The sequence below is a fragment of the Pontibacter virosus genome (assembly GCF_003096355.1).
GTDB lineage: Bacteria > Bacteroidota > Bacteroidia > Cytophagales > Hymenobacteraceae > Pontibacter > Pontibacter virosus.
The window spans coordinates 89,970-110,117 of the sequence record NZ_QEKI01000009.1; the positions used below are offsets into that span (position 1 = coordinate 89,970).

Sequence of the window (20,148 nt, forward strand, 5' to 3'; positions counted from 1 at the left end):
TACTTGGGCAATGCGATTACAGGATCAGGTATGGCATTTGCGCGGATACTCTACCTGCTTTAGCGGTCAAGCAGCTGTTGCCCCATCAGCATCTGGATGGTTTTGCCGATGCGATTGGCCCTAGTTTCTGGGCGTTTAGCCTCCTGTACGGCCAGCACATGCTCTTTGCGATGCGTGAAGGCCAGCTTCTCAAATGTCTCCAGCAACCCAGCCGATTCCAGTGCTTCGCGCAGGTCCTGCGGTATCTCCACGGTCCTGTTCTTGCGGTCTATACCTGGCGCATCTACCCCGAACTTAGATGGCTCACTTCTTTCGGACTCGTGTTTGAATCGCAGCGATGACCACGTTTCATTTATCGCCACCTGCCGCACAGGCGCATACCCTAAGCTTGTTATTGCTTCCCAGCCGCTGTCGCGGTTCAAGTCCGACTTTATACCTGACGACTTCTTTGGATAAGCCACCCACAACACTCCTTTACGTTTCAGGGCGGGTTCGGCCAGGGGCACATAATAGTTCAGCTCACGGCTATCCGTAGCAAAGACCTGTACGGCATCATACGCTATACCTGCGGCGGGCGTGGTATGCACTTCTATACCCTGAGTCCCTAAGGCCTCCGCTATACCTGCCTGGGCATTGAGCACCAGCACCTGCCATCCTGACTTTAGATTTAATTTTTTGGCAATGTCCTGCATAGGTTCGTGTTGTCTGGTTTTACGCTCTAAGCTAACAGAATTTACAAAAAGTTTACGCCTTGGGCACCTGGTCTTTCACAATTATCACCAAAAGGCTATATTTAAAGCTGTCATATACTGCGCCTTATGCCCACACTGCAATCATCACCTCAAAAGCACTACCTTTTCAACACAGCCGTTATCGTGGCGGCCCTCGGCTATTTTGTAGACATCTACGACCTCGTGCTGTTCAGCATTGTGCGCATTCCCAGCCTGCAGTCGCTGGGCGTGACCGACCCGGATGCGCTGCTGGAAGACGGCGTAATGCTACTGAATATGCAGATGGCTGGCATGTTGCTGGGCGGCATAGCCTGGGGTGTACTTGGCGATAAAAAGGGCAGGCTTTCAGTATTGTTCGGCTCTATTTTTCTGTACTCACTGGCTAACATCCTCAACGGATTTGTGACCACCATTCCGATGTATGCGGTGCTCCGCTTTGTGGCAGGCGTGGGACTGGCTGGTGAGTTAGGCGCAGGTATAACCCTGGTATCAGAGGTGCTGCCCAAAGAGAAGCGGGGTTACGGCACGATGGTGGTGGCCACCATTGGCATATCCGGGGCCATACTGGCAGGTATAGTGGGCGAGTACTTTGGCTGGCGCACAGCTTACTTTATAGGTGGCGGACTGGGCATGCTGCTGCTCCTGCTGCGGGTGGGGGTGTATGAGTCAGGTATGTTCAACAACCTGAAGCAGACCAACGTGACGCGAGGCAATTTTCTGTCGCTCTTCACCAATGCACAGCGATTCTGGAAATACCTGAAATGCATCCTGATTGGGGTTCCGATCTGGTATGTGGTGGGTATCCTGATTACTTTTTCGCCGGAGTTTGGCGTGGCCCTGGGCGTAACCGATACCGTGTCGGCGGCACGGGCTGTGTCGTTTTGCTACCTCGGCCTGGTGTTCGGAGATTTTGCCAGTGGCTTCCTGAGCCAGCGCTTTCAGAGCCGCCGCAACATCGTGCTGGCCTTTCTGCTGCTCACCGGTATATTTATAGCAGTATACCTGCTGGGCAGGGAGTTCAGCCTGACCGCTTTTTATACCTTGTGTGTGGCGCTGGGCTTTGCCGGTGGCTACTGGGCAGTGTTTGTGACCATTGCAGCCGAGCAGTTTGGCACCAACATCCGGGCTACCGTAACGACCACGGTGCCCAACTTCGTGCGGGGCGCCGTGGTGCCGCTCACCATCGCCTTCACTTATTTGAAAGACGGAGTCGGGCTGGTGCCGGGCGCCATACTTTTGGCCGTACTTTGCCTCTCCGTGGCCATTTACTCTATCCTGACACTCGAGGAAACCTATGGCAAGGACCTGAATTACATGGAACCGCTGTAGCGGTTGATTTTTGACAAAAGGCTTATTCACAAATTTACCCAACTATACCTGACAAAAACCTGCCGAAATCGTAATTTTGGGTATGATTATATACAACGTAACCATCAACATCGACAACAGCGTGGCCGAGGAGTGGCTGGACTGGATGAAGAGCACACACATACCAGAGGTGATGGCCACCGGCTATTTCCTGAATAACCAGATAGCCCGCCTGCTGCACGAAGAGGACAATGGCGGCACCACTTACGCCGTGCAGTATACCTGCCGCAACCTGGAAGATCTGGAAGAATACCAGCGCGACCATGCGCCCGCCCTGCAGGCAAAAGTGCAGGAGCGCTACCCGGAAAAGTACGTGGCTTTCCGCTCTTTGCTGGAGATCGTTAGTAAAGACGTGGAACGAGAACAGTAATTGAATCCTGCTGATAAAAAAACAGGCCCGTGCTTAGGTATAGCACGGGCCTGTTTTTTTGCTGCGTATGGCCAGAAAGTTGGTTTAAGGTATAGCATTACCTAATGGACTGCGATCAACATGCCGGCAAGGTATAATTGCTACACTTTAGTCAGCGCTATATGCTTTGATTTGGTTTTCGTCGAAGTTGCAGTTGAGCCACTCGCTGCTGATGTCGGCACCAATCTTTTTATAGAAGGCAATGGCCGGCTCGTTCCAGTCCAGTACCTGCCATTTCATGCGCTTGGCGCCAATCTCTTTCGCTTCGCGGGCGACGGCATTGAAAAGCATTTTGCCGATGCCGCTGCGGCGTAGGCGCTCAGTTACAATCAGGTCCTCCAGGAAAAGCATTTTGCCTTTCCACGTGGAATAAGCGATGTAGTATAAAGCTATACCTACAATACCCTCTTCCGTCTCGGCCACGAAGAACTTGAATATAGGGTTCTCTCCGAAGCCATCCCAATGCATTTCTTGCACGGTATTGGTTACTTCGTCCGGCGCCTTCTCGTACACGGCCAGCTCTTTTATCAGGGCGTGTACCTGCTGCAGGTCGTCTATGGTTCCTCTTCTGATGTTGATCATATTGATATAAGGGCTAAATGGTTAAATTGTTGTTGAGTGCACGATTAACCCACCCCTGCCCTCCCGAGAGGGGAATTTTGTACACGATTTGGACAAGTCACAACCTACTGCACTGCCGTCAACTTAAGCAATCTGCTCCCAAACTGTCATCTCGACAGCATGGAGAGATCTGGGTTATTTAGGGGTTCACGCAATATTCCGGATTTCTCCCAAGGGTCGAAATGACAAAAATATCCTGTAGTTGGCAGCATTCCTTCCTACCCCCAGACGAAATTTTACGTGCACGATTCGGACGGACCGCGACCTGTCCCTACAAAATCAACCCGAACTTGAGGCTCCTGATAGCTCCCCAACTCTTAAATTCCTAAACTCTCAAACTTATTAAACTTCGTCTTCGCTTGCACCAGTTCTTTGCCTGTTTCGGTGCTGGTGAGTTTGTGCAGGAACGTGTTAGCCTCTTCGTCTGGCCCTGCTGTGGCAGCTACAGTGTCACCGAGAGTGCTTTCGGCCTTAAAGATAATATCAATTTCGCTTAGCTGCTGCTTTTCGAGCACCTCTACTGGCAGTGTTTCGAGGACCCATTGCAGGTAGCGGGTGTTGGTCACATGGCGGTTCAGGTCGATGTCGTGCCAGCGCACGGGCATTTGCTGTTCATAACTCACGTGCTCCAGTGATGACAATTTTCCTTTGGCAAAAGGCAGCGGCTCATGCCCCGGCACTACCTCAATGGCTGTAATAAAATCGGGGACCGATACGAGTTGGCGCTTCACCATATCCATCACCAGCCATACGCTCGTTGCCTGTCCCAGCAGTTCACGGTCGGCACCGTACACCCTGAAGTCGCGGTGCAGGAACACCCGCTCCCGTCCCGAGGCCCAGGTCTCGACGGTTACACTTTCGCGGTGCTTCGGGTAGCGGAACATCTCGACGCGCATGCGCTGCAATATCCACGTAAGACCCCGTTCCAGCAACTCATACATCGAGATGCCCATGGTGGCTGTGTTGTCCCAGGCGGCTTCCTGCATGTAGCCGACCAGCGCCGGCAAGGTCGCCTGCCCGTTTTGGTCGGTTTCGGTGGAGCGTATGGTAAAGCTGCTCTGCCCTGTCACTGATTTCATAGTTTGTGGAGTAGATTCGTGTTGCAAGGTACGCAAGATTCAAGCTTGGGACCAGCCAGGTATAAAACAAAAAAACCAGCACGGCATCGCTGCAGTACTGGCTTTTCTTATTTCAATTATCAGCTATACCTGTTATGGTTGCTGCTTGGCATATGGGTTCACGCCCATGTTCTTGTACATGAAGGCCCAAGTATCGGCCCACTCCTGAATAACGAGGGAAGTCGGCTTGCCGGCACCGTGACCTGCACGCACGTCGATGCGAATCAGGTATGGGTTGCCTGGCGCGCCTTTGTCCTGCAGCTCAGAGATGAACTTGAACGAGTGTGCCGGCACTACACGGTCGTCGTGGTCAGCTGTCTTTACCATTGTCGCTGGGTATTTCACGCCTTCTTTCAGGTTATGCAGTGGTGAGAACGCATACAGGTTTTTAAACTGCGCTTCGTCGTCAGAAGAACCATACTCCGGTACCCAGGCCCAGCCGATGGTGAACTTATGGAAGCGCAGCATATCCATTACACCTACCGCAGGAAGGGCAACTTTCGCCAGTTCCGGACGCTGTGTCATGAAAGCACCCACTAGCAGACCACCGTTTGAGCCACCACCCACGGCAAGTTTCTCGCTGGAAGTATACTTGTTGGCAATCAGGTACTCAGCTGCTGCGATGAAGTCGTCGAACACGTTTTGCTTGTTCGGGGTCATACCCGCTTTGTGCCAGTCTTCGCCGTACTCACCACCACCGCGCAGGTTCGGCATGGCATATACGCCACCGTTCTCGAGCCACAGCATATTGGCGATGCTAAAGCTAGGCGTCAGCGAGATGTTGAAACCACCGTAAGCGTACAGGTAGGTCGGGTTGTTGCCGTTCAGCTCCAGGCCTTTTTTGTGTACAATGAACATGGGCACTTTAGTACCGTCCTTCGAGGTATAGAATACCTGCTTGGTTTCGTAAGCTTCAGTATCCACATCCACTTCGGTTTTGCGGAACAGCTCTACCTTGTTGTTTGGCACGTCATATCGATAGATGGTTGGTGGGTAAGTGAAAGACGTGAACGTGAAGAACGTTTCTTTGTCGTCTTTCTCACCGGCAAAACCGCCTACCGTACCAATGGCTGGCAGCTCTACTTTGTTCAGTTGCTTGCCGTTGGTGTCGTATACCACCACTTCGCTGGCAGCGTCTTTCATGTAAGAAGCAATGATGCGACCACCTACCAGCGAGACGCCATTCATTACGTTCTCATTCTGCGGCACAATCACTTTCCAGTTCTGCTCTTGCGGCTTCTTCGGGTCGATGAGCACCAGACGGTAGCGTGTGGCGTTCTTATTGGTGCGCACCAACAGCTTGTCGCCTACATTGTCCACCACGTTGTACTCCGACTCGAAGTTGTCGATGATCGGCTTGATAGTAGACTTCGGGTCTTTCAGGTCGCGGTAGTACAGGGCATTGGCACCGCTGGCACCTTCCGACACGTTCAGGATCAGAAAGCGCTCATCGTCGGTGGTCTGGCCGTAAAAGTTACGTAGCGGCTTGGTTTTGTCTTCGTACACCAGTTGGTCCTGACTCTGTGGTGTACCTATTTTGTGGTAGTATACCTTGTGGTACTCGTTCTTGTTGGCGAGTTTGTTGCCTTCGGTTGGGGCGTCGTAGCGGCTATAGAAGAAGCCGTCTTTGTGCCAGCTTGGGCCAGAGAACTTCACCCACTCCACTTTGTCGTCGAGCTTCTTGCCCGTGGCCACTTCCATTATCTCGTAGGTGTTCCAGTCAGAACCACCGCTCGACGTGCCGTAGGCCACATACTTGGCATCTTTGTCAAACGACAAAGCGGTGAGGGCCACAGTACCGTCATTTGAGAACTTGTTTGGATCAAGGAACACTTTCGGCTCGCTCTCCAGTGTGTTCTGTACATACAGCACGCTCTGGTTCTGCAGACCGTCGTTCTTATAGAAGTAGTACTTACCACCTTTTTTGAACGGAGCGCCATACTTCGGGTAGTTCCATATCTTTGTCAGGCGATCTTTGATCTGGTCTCGGAACTCGATGCTCTCAAGGTAATTGAAGGTCACCTTGTTCTGCGCCTCTACCCACTGGTCCACTTCTTCGTTGTGGGTTTCGAGCCAGCGGTATGGGTCGGCCACTTTGGTACCGAAGTAATCGTCGGTGTGGTCTACTTTCTTGGTTTCAGGGTAAGTCAGTTGGGTTTCAGCAGCCGCTACGGGCGCTGTCGTAGTAGTTTCGGTATTCATGCCAGTGGCGGTATTCTCAGTTTGTGAGGATTTGCAGGCTGTTACGGCGGTCAGGCCGCCAGCAAGCAAAAGAGCCGTTGTTTTTCTCATATAGATTTATCGTTTGGACATAGGTCTAACTGGCACCTAAGATAAGCATTTTACTTCATACAAGGCAAAAACACCTCTCGAAACCCCAAAAATGGAACGCCGTTGCCGCATTCTAATCAGCAGGTTCAGATTAAAAAATATCTTTTCGGTTAGCGTATACAAGCAATGCATCTGCGCATTACATTTGTTGGCTTTTTTTTAGAAAGCACTATTACTTTATATATGATAGAAGACGAGATCGAAGGGAGGGAATTGCAGCATTTCGAGCAGATTGCTGATCGCTTATCTGACAAGGGCTATGCGATAATTGATAATTTTCTGCAGCCAACCGAAGTGCGCAACTTGTTGGAGGTACTACAACACCACCAGGAACAGGGCACCTTTAAAAAAGCCGGCATTGGCCCTGCAGAAAGTGTTACAGTAAACAAACAAGTCCGAGGCGATTATATCCGCTGGATTGAGCCCAGAGAAGCCTTGCCTCCCACCCAGGTGTTTCTGGACCGCATGCATGAGGTGATGCGTTACATCAACCGCACCTGCTTTCTGGGTCTTAGAGACTTTGAGTTTCACTTCACGGTATACCCGCCAGGTACAGTATACCAGCGCCATCTCGACCAGTTCAGGACCGACGACCACCGTCGCCTTTCGTTTATCTGCTACCTGAATGAAGATTGGAAGCCTGAGAACGGCGGCAACCTGCGCCTATACCTGCCCAACGAAGATGGCTCTGAAGAAGAAGTGGATGTGCTCCCCATTGCCGGCCGCTTAGCCTGCTTCCGGGCCGATATTATTCCGCACGAGGTGCTGGCCGCCAACCGCCATCGCTACAGCCTGACCGGCTGGATGCTGGATCAGCTGAATGAACTAACATTCTTGTAGAAGAAACAAGAACGGATGTGACAAAGGATGAGATGAATGGGTGTTATCCTTTGTCACATACTTTCTCTTCAATTCAACTACTGCGCAAAGTTTATTTCGGTGCTGTCGCCAATATTGAGGCTGTGGCTCAACCCCTTAAAGCTGGCATCGCTCCCGATAATGGAGTCATGCATCACCGCATTCTGTAGCTCAGAGTAAGCCCCGATAATCGAATTGCTCAGCGAAGTGCGCGAAACAATGGCGTTCTCGCCAATGGCTACATTCGGCCCGATGATGGAGTGTGTAATGGTGCAGTTTGCCCCGATGCTTACCGGCGGAATGATGATATTGCCCGGGTATTGGCTTGAGTAGTCCATTTCCCGAAAACGGGGGCGGCTCAGAAGCTTGGCATTGGCTTCGAGCAGGGTTTCTTTGCGACCGCAGTCAAACCAGTTGTCCACGTTCCAGGTCACCATCTTCTCGCCCTGCCGGATCATGTGCATAAGCGCATCAGTGAGGTGGTACTCGTTGTGCGTGCGTACATTCTCGGTGATAATATGCTCTAGCGATCGCACCAGTTTTTCGGGCTGCATGATCTTGTAAAGCCCTACCAATGCAAAGTTGGACTTCGGAATTTTCGGCTTCTCCACCAGTTTCACAATGTACTCGTCGTTTCCCACTTCAGTAACGCCAAAGAGTGAGGGCTTTGCCACCTTTTTCACACCCAGCACTGATTTAGGCGATGCGATGATAGCGGGCAGGTCAGCCTCCACAATGTTGTCACCGAGCATGATGAGCACACTGTCTTCGTGCCGGTAGGTTTCGCGGGCGATCCAAAGGGCGTGGCCCAATCCCTCGCGGGGCTCCTGCACCACGAACTCCGCATTTATCTGAGGATATTTCTGTCGCACATAGTTCTCGACCTTGTCGCCGAGGTAGCCGATGATGAATACATAGTCCTGTATACCTGCCCTTATAAGCCGCTCCACAATATGGCCAAGAATCGTATTGTCAGCTACCGGCACCAACGATTTGGGCTGGGTATGCGTGTGCGGACGGAGTTTAGAACCAACACCAGCAACAGGAATAACGACTTTCATAGACTACACTTTTTCAGCAATATAGTAATTTTTCATCAGGATTTAGTGGATTAAAGGGAAGAAGGGCTGATAAGTTTAGGTGGGGTATGGAGGTATGGCTTATCTGAATCAGGATCCACAGGATTTAATGATTTTCAGGATTCCCGTGCATGGTTGTCATCCCCCTCCCCCCTTCGAAGGGGGACTTTGAGTTACTTCTTTCCTGACTGTCATCCTGAAAGTATCTTGGTTGAGAGAGGTTAAGCATCAGCTATAACACACTCCTACTCCTCTCGAGAGGAGATTTTATACCGCTACTCCTTCACAAAATAATTTTAGTAGTTATTGTCACACGCCACTAGCAGGTATAACAAGGCTAACTTGCACACACTACGAAGCAAAAAGCTACGCCCAGTGCATCATTGACGATTTTGTGTTGGGGGTGAAGGGGTCCCCCTGTCAAGAGCGGTCAGCGAGTGGGGGTAGGGGCCCTCGATTTAAAATCGTCTTGATTTTTTTGCTTACTGGGGGTAGGGGCCCTTGATTTTTTCATCAAGGAAAAAAGTGAGTGCTCGCCGCACAGGCGAATCTATAGAACAGTACAGTTTGCTATACCTGCAATAACAATTGCTACGAAGCAAAACAAGCTATACCTTGGCCGGAGGCCCCAACTATAATAGTCACGAGCGAGGAGGCTCGCACCATCCAAAGGTCACAGAATTAAAAGTAACTCTGTTTGCAATACCTGCAACAACAGTCGCTACACCCACAAAACCAATTTTACAACGTCATCCTATGTTTTCCGTAATCATATCGCTTAGCTTTGTACTTATATCGTATACAAACCATACCCTCCAATAAACATGAAAAAAATCTTCTTCTACCTGATCGGCTTCCTTATGATCAACTCGCTGTCGTCTTGTGGTTACAACACGATGGTACAAAAAGACGAAACCGTGGAAACAGCATGGGCTAACGTGCAGAACGCCTACCAGCGCCGTGCCGACCTCATACCAAACCTGGTGAACACCGTGAAAGGCGCCGCCAACTTTGAGCGTGAAACCCTTGAAAGTGTGATAAACGCCCGCGCAAAGGCGACTAGCGTGCAGTTGAACGCCGATGACCTGACACCGGAGAACCTGCAGCGCTTCCAGGCAGCCCAAAACGAATTGGGAGGAGCTCTAAGCCGCTTGCTTGTTTCCGTGGAGCGTTATCCGGAGCTAAAGGCAAACCAGAACTTCCTGGAACTGCAGGCACAGTTGGAGGGTACAGAGAACCGCATTTCGGTGGAAAGGCGAAAGTTCAATGAGGCTGTCCAGGATTATAACACAACAGTGCGATCCTTCCCCAACAACCTTATGGCCGGCATTTTTGGCTTCGAGCGCAAAGGCCACTTCCAGGCCGACCCAGGTGCTGAGCGTGCACCAACAGTGCAGTTTTAGACTTTAATTGCCACATGGTTAAATTGTTAAATGGTTGGCTCGCTGATGATTTAACAATTTAACCATGCAACCATTTAGCCATCAACAACATGCCTAAAGATACAATAACCGACGCGGACGAAAAGGTCATCATGGAGGCCATACAGGAGGCTGAGCGCAACACTTCTGGCGAAATACGCGTGCATATCGAAAACAATTGCGAAGGCGAAGTGCTCGACCGTGCCACCGAGGTATTTGCCCAGCTGCACATGCACCTGACCAAGCAGCGTAACGGCGTTTTGTTTTATGTAGCCATTAAAGATCATCAGTTTGCCGTGCTGGGTGATGCTGGCATAAACGCCATCGTGCCCGACCACTTTTGGGAAGATATCACAGCGGAGGTAATCTCTCACTTCAAAAAACAAGAGTATGCTGCAGGTCTGGCCAAAGGCGTGATCATGGCGGGCGAACAACTCAAATCGCACTTCCCGTACAGCGACAAAGGCGACCTTAACGAACTGAGCGACGATATTTCGTTTGGAAAATAACACACCATGAAACGATTGATTCTGTTCCTATACCTTGCTTTGTGTAGCACCCTGGCTTTTGCGCAAGGCGGTGATTTTCCGCCCAGGCCTAACCCTCCGCGTCTGGTAAACGACCTCGCCGGCATACTGAGCCAGGGAGAAATACAGTCACTGGAACAGAAACTGGTGAACTACAACGACACCACCTCTACCCAGATCGCCATTGTGACCATCAAATCCATAGGTGACTACGACGCCAACCAATACGCTGCCGAGTTAGGGGAGCAGTGGGGCGTAGGAGGCAGCAAGAACGACAACGGTCTTGTGATACTAGTCGCGCTTGACGAACGAAAAGTAGCCATCCAAACGGGCTACGGCATGGAGCACATCATACCCGATGCCATTGCCAAACGCATTACCGAACGCACGCTCAAACCCAACTTCCAGCAAGGGGAGTTCTATAAAGGCCTGAACGAAGCGACTAACCTGATCATCAGCTTGGCGAGTGGCGAGTACCAGGCCGACCCGCAAGCAAGCCAGGGAGAGGGCGAAGGCCCTTCGCTGATGACTATCATCCTGATTGTCATTGTGCTGGTATACATCATGTCGCGCTTTAAAGGTGGCGGTGGCCGAAGAGGCCGTGGCGTACGCACACTCGGAGGGCCAATTTTAGGTCCGGGCTCCTTTGGCACCTTCCGTACCGGAGGTGGTATGTTCGGAGGAGGCGGTGGCTTTGGTGGCGGAGGTGGCGGCTTCGGCGGATTTGGCGGCGGTTCCTTTGGTGGTGGCGGGGCCAGCAGCAGCTGGTAACCTGTTACACCTGCAGGCTCTCATCTGGAGTTTTCCTTTATGCTGTCCGTTTCGAAGTTATGCAAGCAGGATCACCTTGACATATGATTCTGGCTTTCTTGCCGTTACAGAAAGTATAGCTCCCCAAAAATCCGTACCTTTGCAAATGGAGGGGCATCTGCGCGTATGAAGATAAACAACGAAAACATTAAATCGAAGGTAGTCATCGGCTTCACGCTGGCGCTTTCGGTGGTGGTTTTTGCCATATACCTCACCTACAACAGCTTCACACAACTGCTCAGCTCCGTTAACGTGCTGGCGGAACCCAATGCCAAGCTGGCCAAACTGCAGCACACCCTCGCTGATATTGCTACGGCGGAGAGCGCCATACGCGCCTATACCCTCACCACCGAGGACAAGCACTTTCGGGAGTACCTCGACAATCTTGGGAACATCAACAGCCAGCTCGACTCGCTCTGCTCGCTTATGCAGGACAACCCTGCTGAACTGGCGCAGATTGACTCGGTGTCTACGCTCTTGCTCGCACAGAGAAAAAGCCTGGAGGAGCACGTAAACAAGAAGAAGGAGCAGCGCGGCAACAATGCCTACACCGAAAAAGCCCTGAAGCAGATCGCCTCGGCGGCTTCCAAACAACCTACCACTACTACCATTAACCAGCGCACAAAAACCACCATTTCGGACAGGCTGGCTTATAATACAGATTCTGCAGCTGCGCCTCCGCCACCAAGCGAGCAAAAGAAGGGCCTATTAAACAAGCTCTTTGGCAGGCGCACTGAATCAAAGCAGCATGAGCCGCCGCAGCCTGTTGTGGTGCCGCAACTCAATGTAAAGCAAGAATACAGCGCCGATACCAGCAAAGCAGCCCCTACTAACATGGCCTCGATTGCCAAGGTGCGCATTGTGCTCAAAGACGTGGAGCGCGAATTGCAAAAGCAGCAGGAGGCCATGGTAGCCAAAGAACTGGTGCTACTGCAACAAGACAAACAGATCATGGACCAGGTACGCCGCATGGTCTACGACCTGGAGCGCTATGAAATACAGCAGGCCCGCCTCAATGCAGCGCAGGCGCAGGAAGTCGCCAAAGAGACGTCGCTGGTGCTTTTGCTGGTTGGTGTATTCGGTCTGGCTAGTGGCATCGCCTTTATTTTGATCATCCTGCGCGACCTTACCCGCAGCAGCATGTACAAAGCCGAACTGAAGCGTTCCCGCAAAGAGGCTATTCAGCTGGCACGCGCCAAGGAGGCTTTTGTGGCCAATATCAGTCATGAGATACGCACGCCGCTCAACGTGGTGCTGGGCTTTTCAGAGCAGCTCGGCCATACCCAACTACAGGATCAGCAGCAGGAGCATTTGCAGGCCATACATGGGGCGGGGCAACACCTCCTGCATATTGTAAATGACGTACTGGACCTCTCCAAGCTCGAGGCTGGCAAACTGCACCTGCATATGGCTCCTTTCGAGATGCGGCAGCTCCTGACAGAGGTGGAACGCACTTTCCGACTCAAGGCCAGCTCAAAGGGCATTGGCTTCAGTTGCACAATGGATGAACAGCTGAAGGGTTACCTTTCAGGTGACTCCCTGCGGCTTCGTCAGGTGCTTTTCAACTTAGTAGACAATGCCATCAAATTCACGCACGACGGCGAAGTGCAGGTGCGCTGCAAACTCAAGTCGCAGCGTCGTGGCCGCGTGGTGGTGCTGATTGAGGTAAGTGACACAGGCATAGGTATACCGATGGAGCAAACTGCCCATGTGTTCGGAGAGTTTAACCAGGCCGACGACTCTATCATCCGGAAGTATGGCGGCACCGGACTGGGGCTATCGATCAGTAAGAAACTGGTAGAGATGCAGGAAGGCTCGCTTACCTTGCGCAGCGTTCCAAACGAAGGCACCACTTTCAGCATTGTACTACCTATGCTGCGGGTAGCGGCACCGGAAGTCGAAGCTATACCTCAGCCACAACTTTCTGCCACTGATGTAATGGCTGGCAAAGCCGTGCTGGTGATCGACGATGATGCCTATAGCCGTACCTTGTGCCAGCTGATACTGGGTCGCAAAGGTATGCACGTTACGCTGGCCAACGACGGACAGGAGGCGCTGCAGCTAATCAAAGAGAAAGATTTCGACATCGTACTCACCGACATCCAGCTGCCGGGCATGAGCGGAAAAGCCGTTGCCAGGGCGATCCGAAAAGAGAATGCGACTATACCGATCATAGCGCTCACGGCTAACATCATGAGCAGCAACAAGCGTTTCTTTGCCAAAACAGGTATATCAGATCACCTGCTCAAGCCTTTTACGGAACAAGACCTATACCTAAAACTCAGCAAAGCGCTGTCGGCTCAAGCTATACCTGATGCTATTCCTGCACTTGATAAAGTAGCAATGAAAAGTATAGCTGAGGGACCTTCCGATATAACCGAGCCTCAAGGTATAGCAGAAGCTCAGGGTATGACTGAGACCCCAGATATAACCATCCCGGGAACTGAAGCCAAAACACAAAAAGCAGAAGACGCTATACCTGCAACGTATACCCTGGAAGAGCTACGCGCTTTTGTAGGAGATGATCAGGAGGCGCTCTGGGATGTTGTGGAGGTGCTGGTAAAGGACAATCGCCGCTCGCTGGCACAGTTGACAGCTGCAGCGGCAGCTCTGGACTGGAATCAGGCGGGCGAACTGGCGCATAAGATGAAAACCGCTTTCCGCCATCTGCAGGCCCACACCGTACTGCCCGCCCTTGATATGCTCGAGCAGGTGCTGCACCAACCAGACCTTTCAACTGATAACCTGCCCGCCACAGCCGAGCAATTGCAGCACGAAGCTAAACTTGTGCTCGCAGCGCTCGAAGCCGAACTCAGCAAACGTAAAGAGGCTGTCGCTTAGGCTTCGATGTTATATTGTCGCATTTTGTTGTATAGCGTCTTACGGTCGATGTTGAGTAGCCGGGCCGCTTTGGACTTGTTGTACTTCACCCGCTCCAGCATTTCGATGATCAGCTCTTTTTCACTGCGCTCGGTCGCGGCGCGCAAATCCGTTACAGGTAGTGCTACCTGCGTGGCATCCGGTTGCGCCACGATGCTAGTCGGCTCAGGTATGTGGTAGGCGATCTCGGGAGGCAGGTCGTCGAGCGTGATCTCGGTGCCTTTGGCCAGCAGAACCGCTCGTTTCACTACGTTCTTTAACTCACGCAAATTTCCCGGCCAGCTATACCTTTCCAAAGCCATCATCACAGCAGTATCAAAACCTGTCACGTTGCGCTCCAATTCGTGATTGGCTACTTGCAAAAAGTGATCGGCAAACTGCATGATGTCAGCTGTACGGTCGCGGAGCGGAGAAATGTTGATCTTGAACTCGTTGAGGCGGTGGTACAGGTCTTCACGAAACTCACCCTTGCTCACGGCCTGCACCAGGTCTTCGTTGGTAGCCACGATGATGCGCACATCCACATCGAGGTCGGTGTTGCTGCCGATCTTGCGCACTTTGCGCTCCTGTATGGCCCGCAGCAGTTTGACTTGTATTTCATAGGAAAGATTGCCGATCTCGTCCAGGAACAGCGTGCCGCCATTGGCTGCCTCAAACTGCCCCTCCTTGTCGCCCATAGCACCCGTAAACGAACCCTTCACGTGCCCGAACAGCTCGCTCCCGGCCAACTCTTTGGATAAAGCGCCGCAGTCAATGGCTACAAACGGCTTATCGTGACGCTTGCTGCGCTGGTGTATTTTGCGGGCCACATACTCCTTGCCAGTGCCGCTCTCGCCTTCTATGATCACCGACATGTTGGTGGGCGCTATCAGGGCGATGTATTCCTCTAGCTGTGTCGACTGGGGGCTGGCTCCCTTCACAAAAGTAAAGCCGCCTTGCACAGGTATAGCCGGCTTCGTCGCGACATGGCCCTCGTGCCCATAGGTAAGTGCCTTTCTAATGGTCAGCAACGTCTCGTCCGGATTGATTGGCTTGGCCAGGTACTCAAAGGCACCCATTTTGATGGCTCTCACGGCCGTGCGGATGTCGGCATAGTGCGTCATCAGGATAACAGGCACTTTGGTATCCAGCACGCGAATTTGCTCAAGTAGTTCCAGTCCGTTTTTGTCAGGTAGCCTGAAGTCGGTTAGGATCAGGTCGAAAGAGTCCGCTTTAAGCTGGCTGAGTCCTTCGCCGGCGGTATAGGCAGTTTTTACCTCATACTGCTGACGTTTCAGGAACGTGCTCAGCATCAGGCAAAAGGTAGGATCGTCGTCGATTAAGAGTATCTTGGGCATAATCATAAGCAATATACACAACCGCAGGGCAGGGGGGAAATTTAGCCCTCAAATAACGTACTCGGCTGGGCATTCCGACTGTTTACCGAAAAGCGGCGCTTAAGGTTGGGTATAAATGTAGCAGGTTTGGCAGAAAACAGAAAAGCCCCCGCTAGGCGGAGGCTCGTTCCTTGATATTAGGGTCGCTAATATCTAATCTATGTGGCTTATTTTTGGTCTTGGATAATGTTGCCTTGTTCATCAATGCGAACTTTAGCGCTCTGCTGCTGCTCGTTGGTGAAGAAGATCTCATACATTGTTTTGGCATTCTGCGCGTTTTGGCTGGCCTGCTCAGCACGGTTTTCCATACCTTGTGCATTGGCGCCAGCGGCATTTGCATTAGAAGTTACGCGGAACACCTCCACAATTTGCCAGCTATTAAATGCCTCAGCTGATAGTGCCTGCTTTACAGGCTCCGGAAGCTCTTCCTTCGTGATCGCTTCACGCTTCACATTCTCTTCCTGCGCTGCAGTCTGGGTTTGTGTTTCAGTTGTTACCTGTGTCTCAGTCTGCGCCTGCTCTTCGTAGTTTACCTGATTCTCAGTTTCAGCCTGTGCTGCAGTTTCCACTTCAGTGGTTTGCTCTACTTTCTCCTTTTTCTTCGACTTCTTTTTGTTCTTGTTGTCAGACTGTGCGCTGGCATCAAGCGAGGCAAAGCCAAAGAATGCGATGGCGGCTGCCAGGTAGGTTATTTTTTTCATAGTTTTATTCTGTCGCTCAAATTTAATTTTTCATAAAGCCTACTAGTCAAAACTGTGCCAGAACTATATATTAAAACTAAATGATTGATGCACAATGCATTGTATTTTAAACCAAAAATCCCCAAACTGTGGAATTCGTTGCTAAGTGTAGCAATAATTCCACAGTTTGGGGAGTACAAACTGGGTAATCAGGTATAAGCTGTGCTTATGCGCCCAACATCAGAGCCAATGCAATCAGAGAGCCGAAGCCTATTCCGAAACCGGCGGCTGCCTTGCCAATTTTGCGCTTGTGGGCCTGCTTCTTAAACGCCTCACGGTAAACCGGTTCTTTCATCAACTGATAATTAGGGTGAAACAGGTTATCGACATTAGGCGGAACTGCTGCCGTTATGATACCGGTCACCAAGCCTACCGGGGGCAGCAGGAAGGTAGTCCCGGCCGTACCCCAAAGCGGTCCTTGCCCCTTGTAATACAGCAAGGCATCGTATCGCCCCTGGTACATGAGTTCTTCCATGGTATAGGCGCGCGAGGATGTTGCTCCTTCAGGTATAGCGGAGGTGGAGGCATACTCGTCGTTGCTATGCGGCAGTTGGCTGAGCTGGCGCTGTGAGGGTTGGGTTGCAAACTGCATAGAGGCCACATCGCTTCGGAGCACGAATCGCATAGGACCTGTTTCTTCGCTCAGCATGCGGTAATGGATGGTATCTTCCCCCACCTTCACGATCTTCCCGATTAATTCATCACCGCTCTTCTTAACGATTAGATCCTGACCGTAGCCTAGCGTAGCGGTTAGGACGAAACATACGCTTAGTACTGCTCTTTTCCATCTCATGAGGTGCATCATTTTGCTCTTCTAATTTTTATTTTTGTTTGTTTTCAGCCTTATAGTAGGAAGATACAAAGACTATTCCATTTATTATAAAATCACTATATTTTATTTCCACAACGAAATATTTTTACCGACAGGGTATCGTGATGTGGCGTATAAAGCCCCAATGGTACAAACTTACCTTTGCGCACTTTCAGATATTTGCAAAGCAAGCCGACAGCCTATACCTTTATAATATGAGCGAACCACGAAAGAAATTATTCCTGCTTGATGCCATGGCCCTGATCTACCGGGCGCATTTTGCCTTTAGCAAAAACCCACGCATCAACTCCAAAGGCATGAACACCGGCGCTGTGCTTGGCTTTACCAACACGCTGGTGGAGGTGCTTCAGAAAGAGCGTCCTACGCACATCGGCGTTGCTTTCGATTCGGCGGCTAAAACATTTCGCCACGACAATTTCGCTGCCTACAAGGCTAACCGACAGGCTATGCCCGAGGACATTTCGCTGGCTATACCTTACTGTAAGAAGATAGTAGAGGCCTTTAACATACCGGTACTCATCATGGATGGCTACGAGGCCGACGACATCATCGGCACTTTGGCCTGCCGCGCCGAGAAGGATGACTTTGATGTGTACATGATGACGCCCGACAAGGACTACTGCCAGCTGGTGACTGAGCACGTCTTTCTGTACAAGCCTGCTTTCCTGGGCAACGCCGTGGAGGTATGGGACATAGCGCGGGTATTGGAGAAATTTGAAATTGAACGGGTGGAGCAGGTGATCGATATACTCGGCCTGCAGGGCGACGCCGTGGACAACATACCAGGTATACCGGGCATCGGCGAGAAAACCGCCAAGGCGCTGATTCAGCGCTTCGGCTCTGTCGAAAACCTGATCGCGAATGCTGACCAACTCAAAGGCAAGCAGAAAGAGAACATCGTGAATTTTGCCGACCAGGGCATTATGTCCAAAGAGCTGGCCACCATACACTGCGACGTGCCAGTGCCGTTCAGCGCCGAGGCCCTGCACTACGACGGCCCCAACGAGGAGCAACTGGCGGAACTGTTCGCCGAGCTGGAGTTCCGGCAGCTGATGCAACGCGTACTGGGCATTTCGATGGCGGAGGCATCACCTGCCAGAACCGCTACAAGGCGCGGTAAGTCTGCAAACCAGCAACAGACCTCACTTTTTGATACAGTTGCCGCCACCGCTACTGCCGTTGCCGGCGAAGAAGCAGGTATAGCTACAGAGCATGTACCTTTTCAGCGTTTCAACAATACCGTGCAGGACTATCACCTGATCAATACGCCTGCGCTGCGCCAAAGTCTGATTCGCTACCTGCAAAAGCAACAGGAGATCTCCTTCGATACCGAGACGAGCAGCATCGACCCGATCACGGCCAAACTGGTGGGCATGTCGTTCAGCTACCTGCCGGGCGAGGCCTACTATGTGCCTGTGCCACCCGATAATGAGGAAGAAGCCATGCACATTACCGCCGAATTCAAAGATGTGCTCGAGAACCCCAACATCGCCAAGATTGGCCAGAACATCAAGTACGATATCCTGGTGCTGAAAAACTACGGCATTGAGGTGAGCGGCCCTTTGTTCGACACCATGCTGGCCCACTACCTGCTGGAGCCCGAAATGCGCCACAACATGGACGTGCTGGCCGAGACCTACCTCAACTACAGCCCTATCCCCATCACCGACCTGATCGGCCCGAAAGGCAAGAACCAGATCACGATGGCCGAACTGAAGCCGGAAGAGGTGAAAGACTATGCCTGCGAAGATGCTGACGTGACGCTGCGCCTGAAGCACTACTTTGAGCCGCTGCTGCAGGAGCAGGGTTTGATGAAGCTCTTCAACGAAGTGGAAAATCCGCTGGTGCAGGTGCTGGCAGGTATAGAGAAAGAAGGTATATCGATAGACGCCAACGCGCTGGCTGACATTTCACTATTGCTCGAGCAGGAGATCAAAGGTATAGAAACCCGCATTTTTGAACTGGCTGACACAGAGTTCAACATCGGTTCGCCGAAGCAGCTTGGCGAGGTGCTTTTCGATAAAATGGGACTGCACGGCAAAGCCAAGATCAAAAAGACCAAAACCGGTCAGTATGCCACTGGGGAGGAAATCTTGTCCAAGCTCTCAGGTGAGCACGAGATTGTGCGCCTGATCCTGGACCACCGGGAGCTCTCCAAGCTCAAATCGACCTACGTGGATGCACTGCCGCAGCTGGTTTGTGCGCTCGACAACCGGGTGCATACCTCGTTTAACCAGGCGGTGACTGCTACAGGGCGCCTGAGCTCGACTAACCCGAACCTGCAGAACATTCCGATCCGAACGGAGCGGGGCCGTGAGATCCGCAAGGCCTTTGTGCCCCGCGATAACAAGCACCTGATCATTTCGGCGGACTACTCCCAGATTGAACTGCGCATCATGGCCGACTTCAGCGGCGACCCGACCATGAAAGAGGCTTTCCGAAACGGACTCGACATTCACGCTTCTACGGCCAGTAAGGTATTCCATGTGCCGCTCGACCAGGTAGACAGCGAGATGCGCCGCAAAGCCAAGACGATCAACTTCGGCATCATTTACGGTATTTCGGCTTTTGGTTTGTCTGAAAGGCTAGGTATACCGCGCCGCGAAGCAGTTGATATCATTGAAGCTTACTTCGAGGAGTTTCCGGCTGTGAAGGAGTACATGGACAGTGCCATCGAGAAAGCCCGCGAACAAGAGTATGTAGAGACCCTGTTGGGCCGCCGCCGCTACCTACGCGACATTAACTCACGCAACGCCACCGTGCGCGGCTTTGCGGAGCGTAACGCCGTAAACGCCCCGATCCAGGGCACCGCCGCCGACATCATCAAGATTGCGATGATCAACATACATGACTATCTGCGTCACGAAAACCTGAAGACCCGCATGATCCTGCAGGTGCATGACGAACTCCTCTTCGACGCTCCAAAAGAAGAAGTGGACATCGTGACGCCAAAGATCGTAGAGCTGATGACCAACGCCCTGCCGCTCAGCGTGCCAATGGAAGTGGGTTTAGGTGTGGGCAAAAATTGGCTGGAAGCGCACTAGGTA

The 20,148-nt window shown here is 51.8% G+C and carries 16 protein-coding genes; 8 read left to right on the top strand and 8 right to left on the bottom strand.

Features of this window, described 5'->3' with window-relative positions:
• Nucleotides 1-59: 59 nt before the first annotated feature.
• Nucleotides 60-692 carry a YdeI/OmpD-associated family protein gene (locus C8E01_RS14025; RefSeq protein ID WP_116544076.1) on the bottom strand — a complete coding sequence of 211 codons (633 nt, stop codon included), beginning with the start codon at nucleotides 690-692 and terminating at the stop codon, nucleotides 60-62.
• A gap of 126 nt (nucleotides 693-818) precedes the next feature.
• On the opposite strand from C8E01_RS14025, the gene C8E01_RS14030 reads away from it, so the two are divergent.
• Both C8E01_RS14030 and C8E01_RS14035 read left to right on the top strand, forming a co-directional pair.
• A complete protein-coding gene (locus C8E01_RS14030; protein WP_116544077.1) occupies nucleotides 819-2,060 on the top strand; it encodes an MFS transporter in 1,242 nt (413 codons plus the stop codon).
• 82 nt (nucleotides 2,061-2,142) lie between these two features.
• On the top strand, nucleotides 2,143-2,469 hold the full coding sequence (locus C8E01_RS14035) for a DUF4286 family protein (protein ID WP_116544078.1): 327 nt from the start codon (nucleotides 2,143-2,145) through the stop codon (nucleotides 2,467-2,469).
• 147 nt (nucleotides 2,470-2,616) lie between these two features.
• On the opposite strand, the gene C8E01_RS14040 is transcribed toward C8E01_RS14035, so the two are convergent.
• From C8E01_RS14040 to C8E01_RS14050, 3 genes are all read right to left on the bottom strand, one after another.
• Entirely contained in the window at nucleotides 2,617-3,090 is a 474-nt protein-coding gene (locus tag C8E01_RS14040; protein WP_116544079.1) for a GNAT family N-acetyltransferase, read from the bottom strand.
• Between the two features lie 356 nt (nucleotides 3,091-3,446).
• Entirely contained in the window at nucleotides 3,447-4,208 is a 762-nt protein-coding gene (locus C8E01_RS14045) for an acyl-[acyl-carrier-protein] thioesterase (RefSeq protein ID WP_116544080.1), read from the bottom strand.
• Between the two features lie 132 nt (nucleotides 4,209-4,340).
• Entirely contained in the window at nucleotides 4,341-6,539 is a 2,199-nt protein-coding gene (locus C8E01_RS14050) for a prolyl oligopeptidase family serine peptidase (protein ID WP_116544081.1), read from the bottom strand.
• 222 nt (nucleotides 6,540-6,761) lie between these two features.
• On the opposite strand from C8E01_RS14050, the gene C8E01_RS14055 reads away from it, so the two are divergent.
• A complete protein-coding gene (locus tag C8E01_RS14055) occupies nucleotides 6,762-7,418 on the top strand; it encodes a 2OG-Fe(II) oxygenase (protein WP_116544134.1) in 657 nt (218 codons plus the stop codon).
• Nucleotides 7,419-7,495: 77 nt separating this feature from the next.
• Here C8E01_RS14055 and C8E01_RS14060 read toward each other — a convergent pair whose 3' ends face one another.
• Complete coding sequence (locus C8E01_RS14060) at nucleotides 7,496-8,497, bottom strand: sugar phosphate nucleotidyltransferase (RefSeq protein ID WP_116544082.1); 1,002 nt, start codon at nucleotides 8,495-8,497, stop codon at nucleotides 7,496-7,498.
• Between the two features lie 842 nt (nucleotides 8,498-9,339).
• On the opposite strand from C8E01_RS14060, the gene C8E01_RS14065 reads away from it, so the two are divergent.
• From C8E01_RS14065 to C8E01_RS14080, 4 genes are all read left to right on the top strand, one after another.
• Entirely contained in the window at nucleotides 9,340-9,918 is a 579-nt protein-coding gene (locus C8E01_RS14065; RefSeq protein ID WP_076668096.1) for a LemA family protein, read from the top strand.
• 89 nt (nucleotides 9,919-10,007) lie between these two features.
• Nucleotides 10,008-10,445, top strand: a complete 438-nt coding sequence (locus tag C8E01_RS14070) for a TPM domain-containing protein (protein WP_116544083.1) — start codon at nucleotides 10,008-10,010, stop codon at nucleotides 10,443-10,445.
• A 6-nt stretch (nucleotides 10,446-10,451) separates the two neighbouring features.
• A complete protein-coding gene (locus tag C8E01_RS14075) occupies nucleotides 10,452-11,234 on the top strand; it encodes a TPM domain-containing protein (RefSeq protein WP_165820644.1) in 783 nt (260 codons plus the stop codon).
• Between the two features lie 165 nt (nucleotides 11,235-11,399).
• A complete protein-coding gene (locus tag C8E01_RS14080; RefSeq protein WP_116544084.1) occupies nucleotides 11,400-14,114 on the top strand; it encodes an ATP-binding protein in 2,715 nt (904 codons plus the stop codon).
• Here C8E01_RS14080 and C8E01_RS14085 read toward each other — a convergent pair.
• The 3 genes from C8E01_RS14085 to C8E01_RS14095 form a co-directional block, all read right to left on the bottom strand.
• On the bottom strand, nucleotides 14,111-15,490 hold the full coding sequence (locus tag C8E01_RS14085) for a sigma-54-dependent transcriptional regulator (RefSeq protein ID WP_116544136.1): 1,380 nt from the start codon (nucleotides 15,488-15,490) through the stop codon (nucleotides 14,111-14,113). The genes C8E01_RS14080 and C8E01_RS14085 overlap by 4 nt on opposite strands.
• Nucleotides 15,491-15,696: 206 nt before the next feature.
• Nucleotides 15,697-16,230: a hypothetical protein gene (locus tag C8E01_RS14090; RefSeq protein ID WP_116544085.1), complete on the bottom strand. Its 534-nt coding sequence runs from the start codon at nucleotides 16,228-16,230 to the stop codon at nucleotides 15,697-15,699.
• Nucleotides 16,231-16,435: 205 nt separating this feature from the next.
• A complete protein-coding gene (locus C8E01_RS14095) occupies nucleotides 16,436-17,062 on the bottom strand; it encodes a hypothetical protein (RefSeq protein ID WP_243409583.1) in 627 nt (208 codons plus the stop codon).
• A 233-nt stretch (nucleotides 17,063-17,295) separates the two neighbouring features.
• Between C8E01_RS14095 and polA the strand changes: the two genes are divergently transcribed.
• Nucleotides 17,296-20,145, top strand: coding sequence for a DNA polymerase I (polA, locus tag C8E01_RS14100; RefSeq protein WP_116544137.1), 2,850 nt, complete (start codon nucleotides 17,296-17,298; stop codon nucleotides 20,143-20,145).
• The last annotated feature ends 3 nt before the right edge of the window (nucleotides 20,146-20,148 follow it).

Bases quoted from the DNA above. Each gene is read 5' to 3' on its own strand.
- C8E01_RS14025 (WP_116544076.1), bottom strand. From the start codon at position 692: ATGCAGGACATTGCCAAAAAATTAAATCTAAAGTCAGGATGGCAGGTG.
- C8E01_RS14030 (WP_116544077.1), top strand. From the start codon at position 819: ATGCCCACACTGCAATCATCACCTCAAAAGCACTACCTTTTCAACACA.
- C8E01_RS14035 (WP_116544078.1), top strand. From the start codon at position 2,143: ATGATTATATACAACGTAACCATCAACATCGACAACAGCGTGGCCGAG.
- C8E01_RS14040 (WP_116544079.1), bottom strand. From the start codon at position 3,090: ATGATCAACATCAGAAGAGGAACCATAGACGACCTGCAGCAGGTACAC.
- C8E01_RS14045 (WP_116544080.1), bottom strand. From the start codon at position 4,208: ATGAAATCAGTGACAGGGCAGAGCAGCTTTACCATACGCTCCACCGAA.
- C8E01_RS14050 (WP_116544081.1), bottom strand. From the start codon at position 6,539: ATGAGAAAAACAACGGCTCTTTTGCTTGCTGGCGGCCTGACCGCCGTA.
- C8E01_RS14055 (WP_116544134.1), top strand. From the start codon at position 6,762: ATGATAGAAGACGAGATCGAAGGGAGGGAATTGCAGCATTTCGAGCAG.
- C8E01_RS14060 (WP_116544082.1), bottom strand. From the start codon at position 8,497: ATGAAAGTCGTTATTCCTGTTGCTGGTGTTGGTTCTAAACTCCGTCCG.
- C8E01_RS14065 (WP_076668096.1), top strand. From the start codon at position 9,340: ATGAAAAAAATCTTCTTCTACCTGATCGGCTTCCTTATGATCAACTCG.
- C8E01_RS14070 (WP_116544083.1), top strand. From the start codon at position 10,008: ATGCCTAAAGATACAATAACCGACGCGGACGAAAAGGTCATCATGGAG.
- C8E01_RS14075 (WP_165820644.1), top strand. From the start codon at position 10,452: ATGAAACGATTGATTCTGTTCCTATACCTTGCTTTGTGTAGCACCCTG.
- C8E01_RS14080 (WP_116544084.1), top strand. From the start codon at position 11,400: ATGAAGATAAACAACGAAAACATTAAATCGAAGGTAGTCATCGGCTTC.
- C8E01_RS14085 (WP_116544136.1), bottom strand. From the start codon at position 15,490: ATGCCCAAGATACTCTTAATCGACGACGATCCTACCTTTTGCCTGATG.
- C8E01_RS14090 (WP_116544085.1), bottom strand. From the start codon at position 16,230: ATGAAAAAAATAACCTACCTGGCAGCCGCCATCGCATTCTTTGGCTTT.
- C8E01_RS14095 (WP_243409583.1), bottom strand. From the start codon at position 17,062: ATGAGATGGAAAAGAGCAGTACTAAGCGTATGTTTCGTCCTAACCGCT.
- polA (WP_116544137.1), top strand. From the start codon at position 17,296: ATGAGCGAACCACGAAAGAAATTATTCCTGCTTGATGCCATGGCCCTG.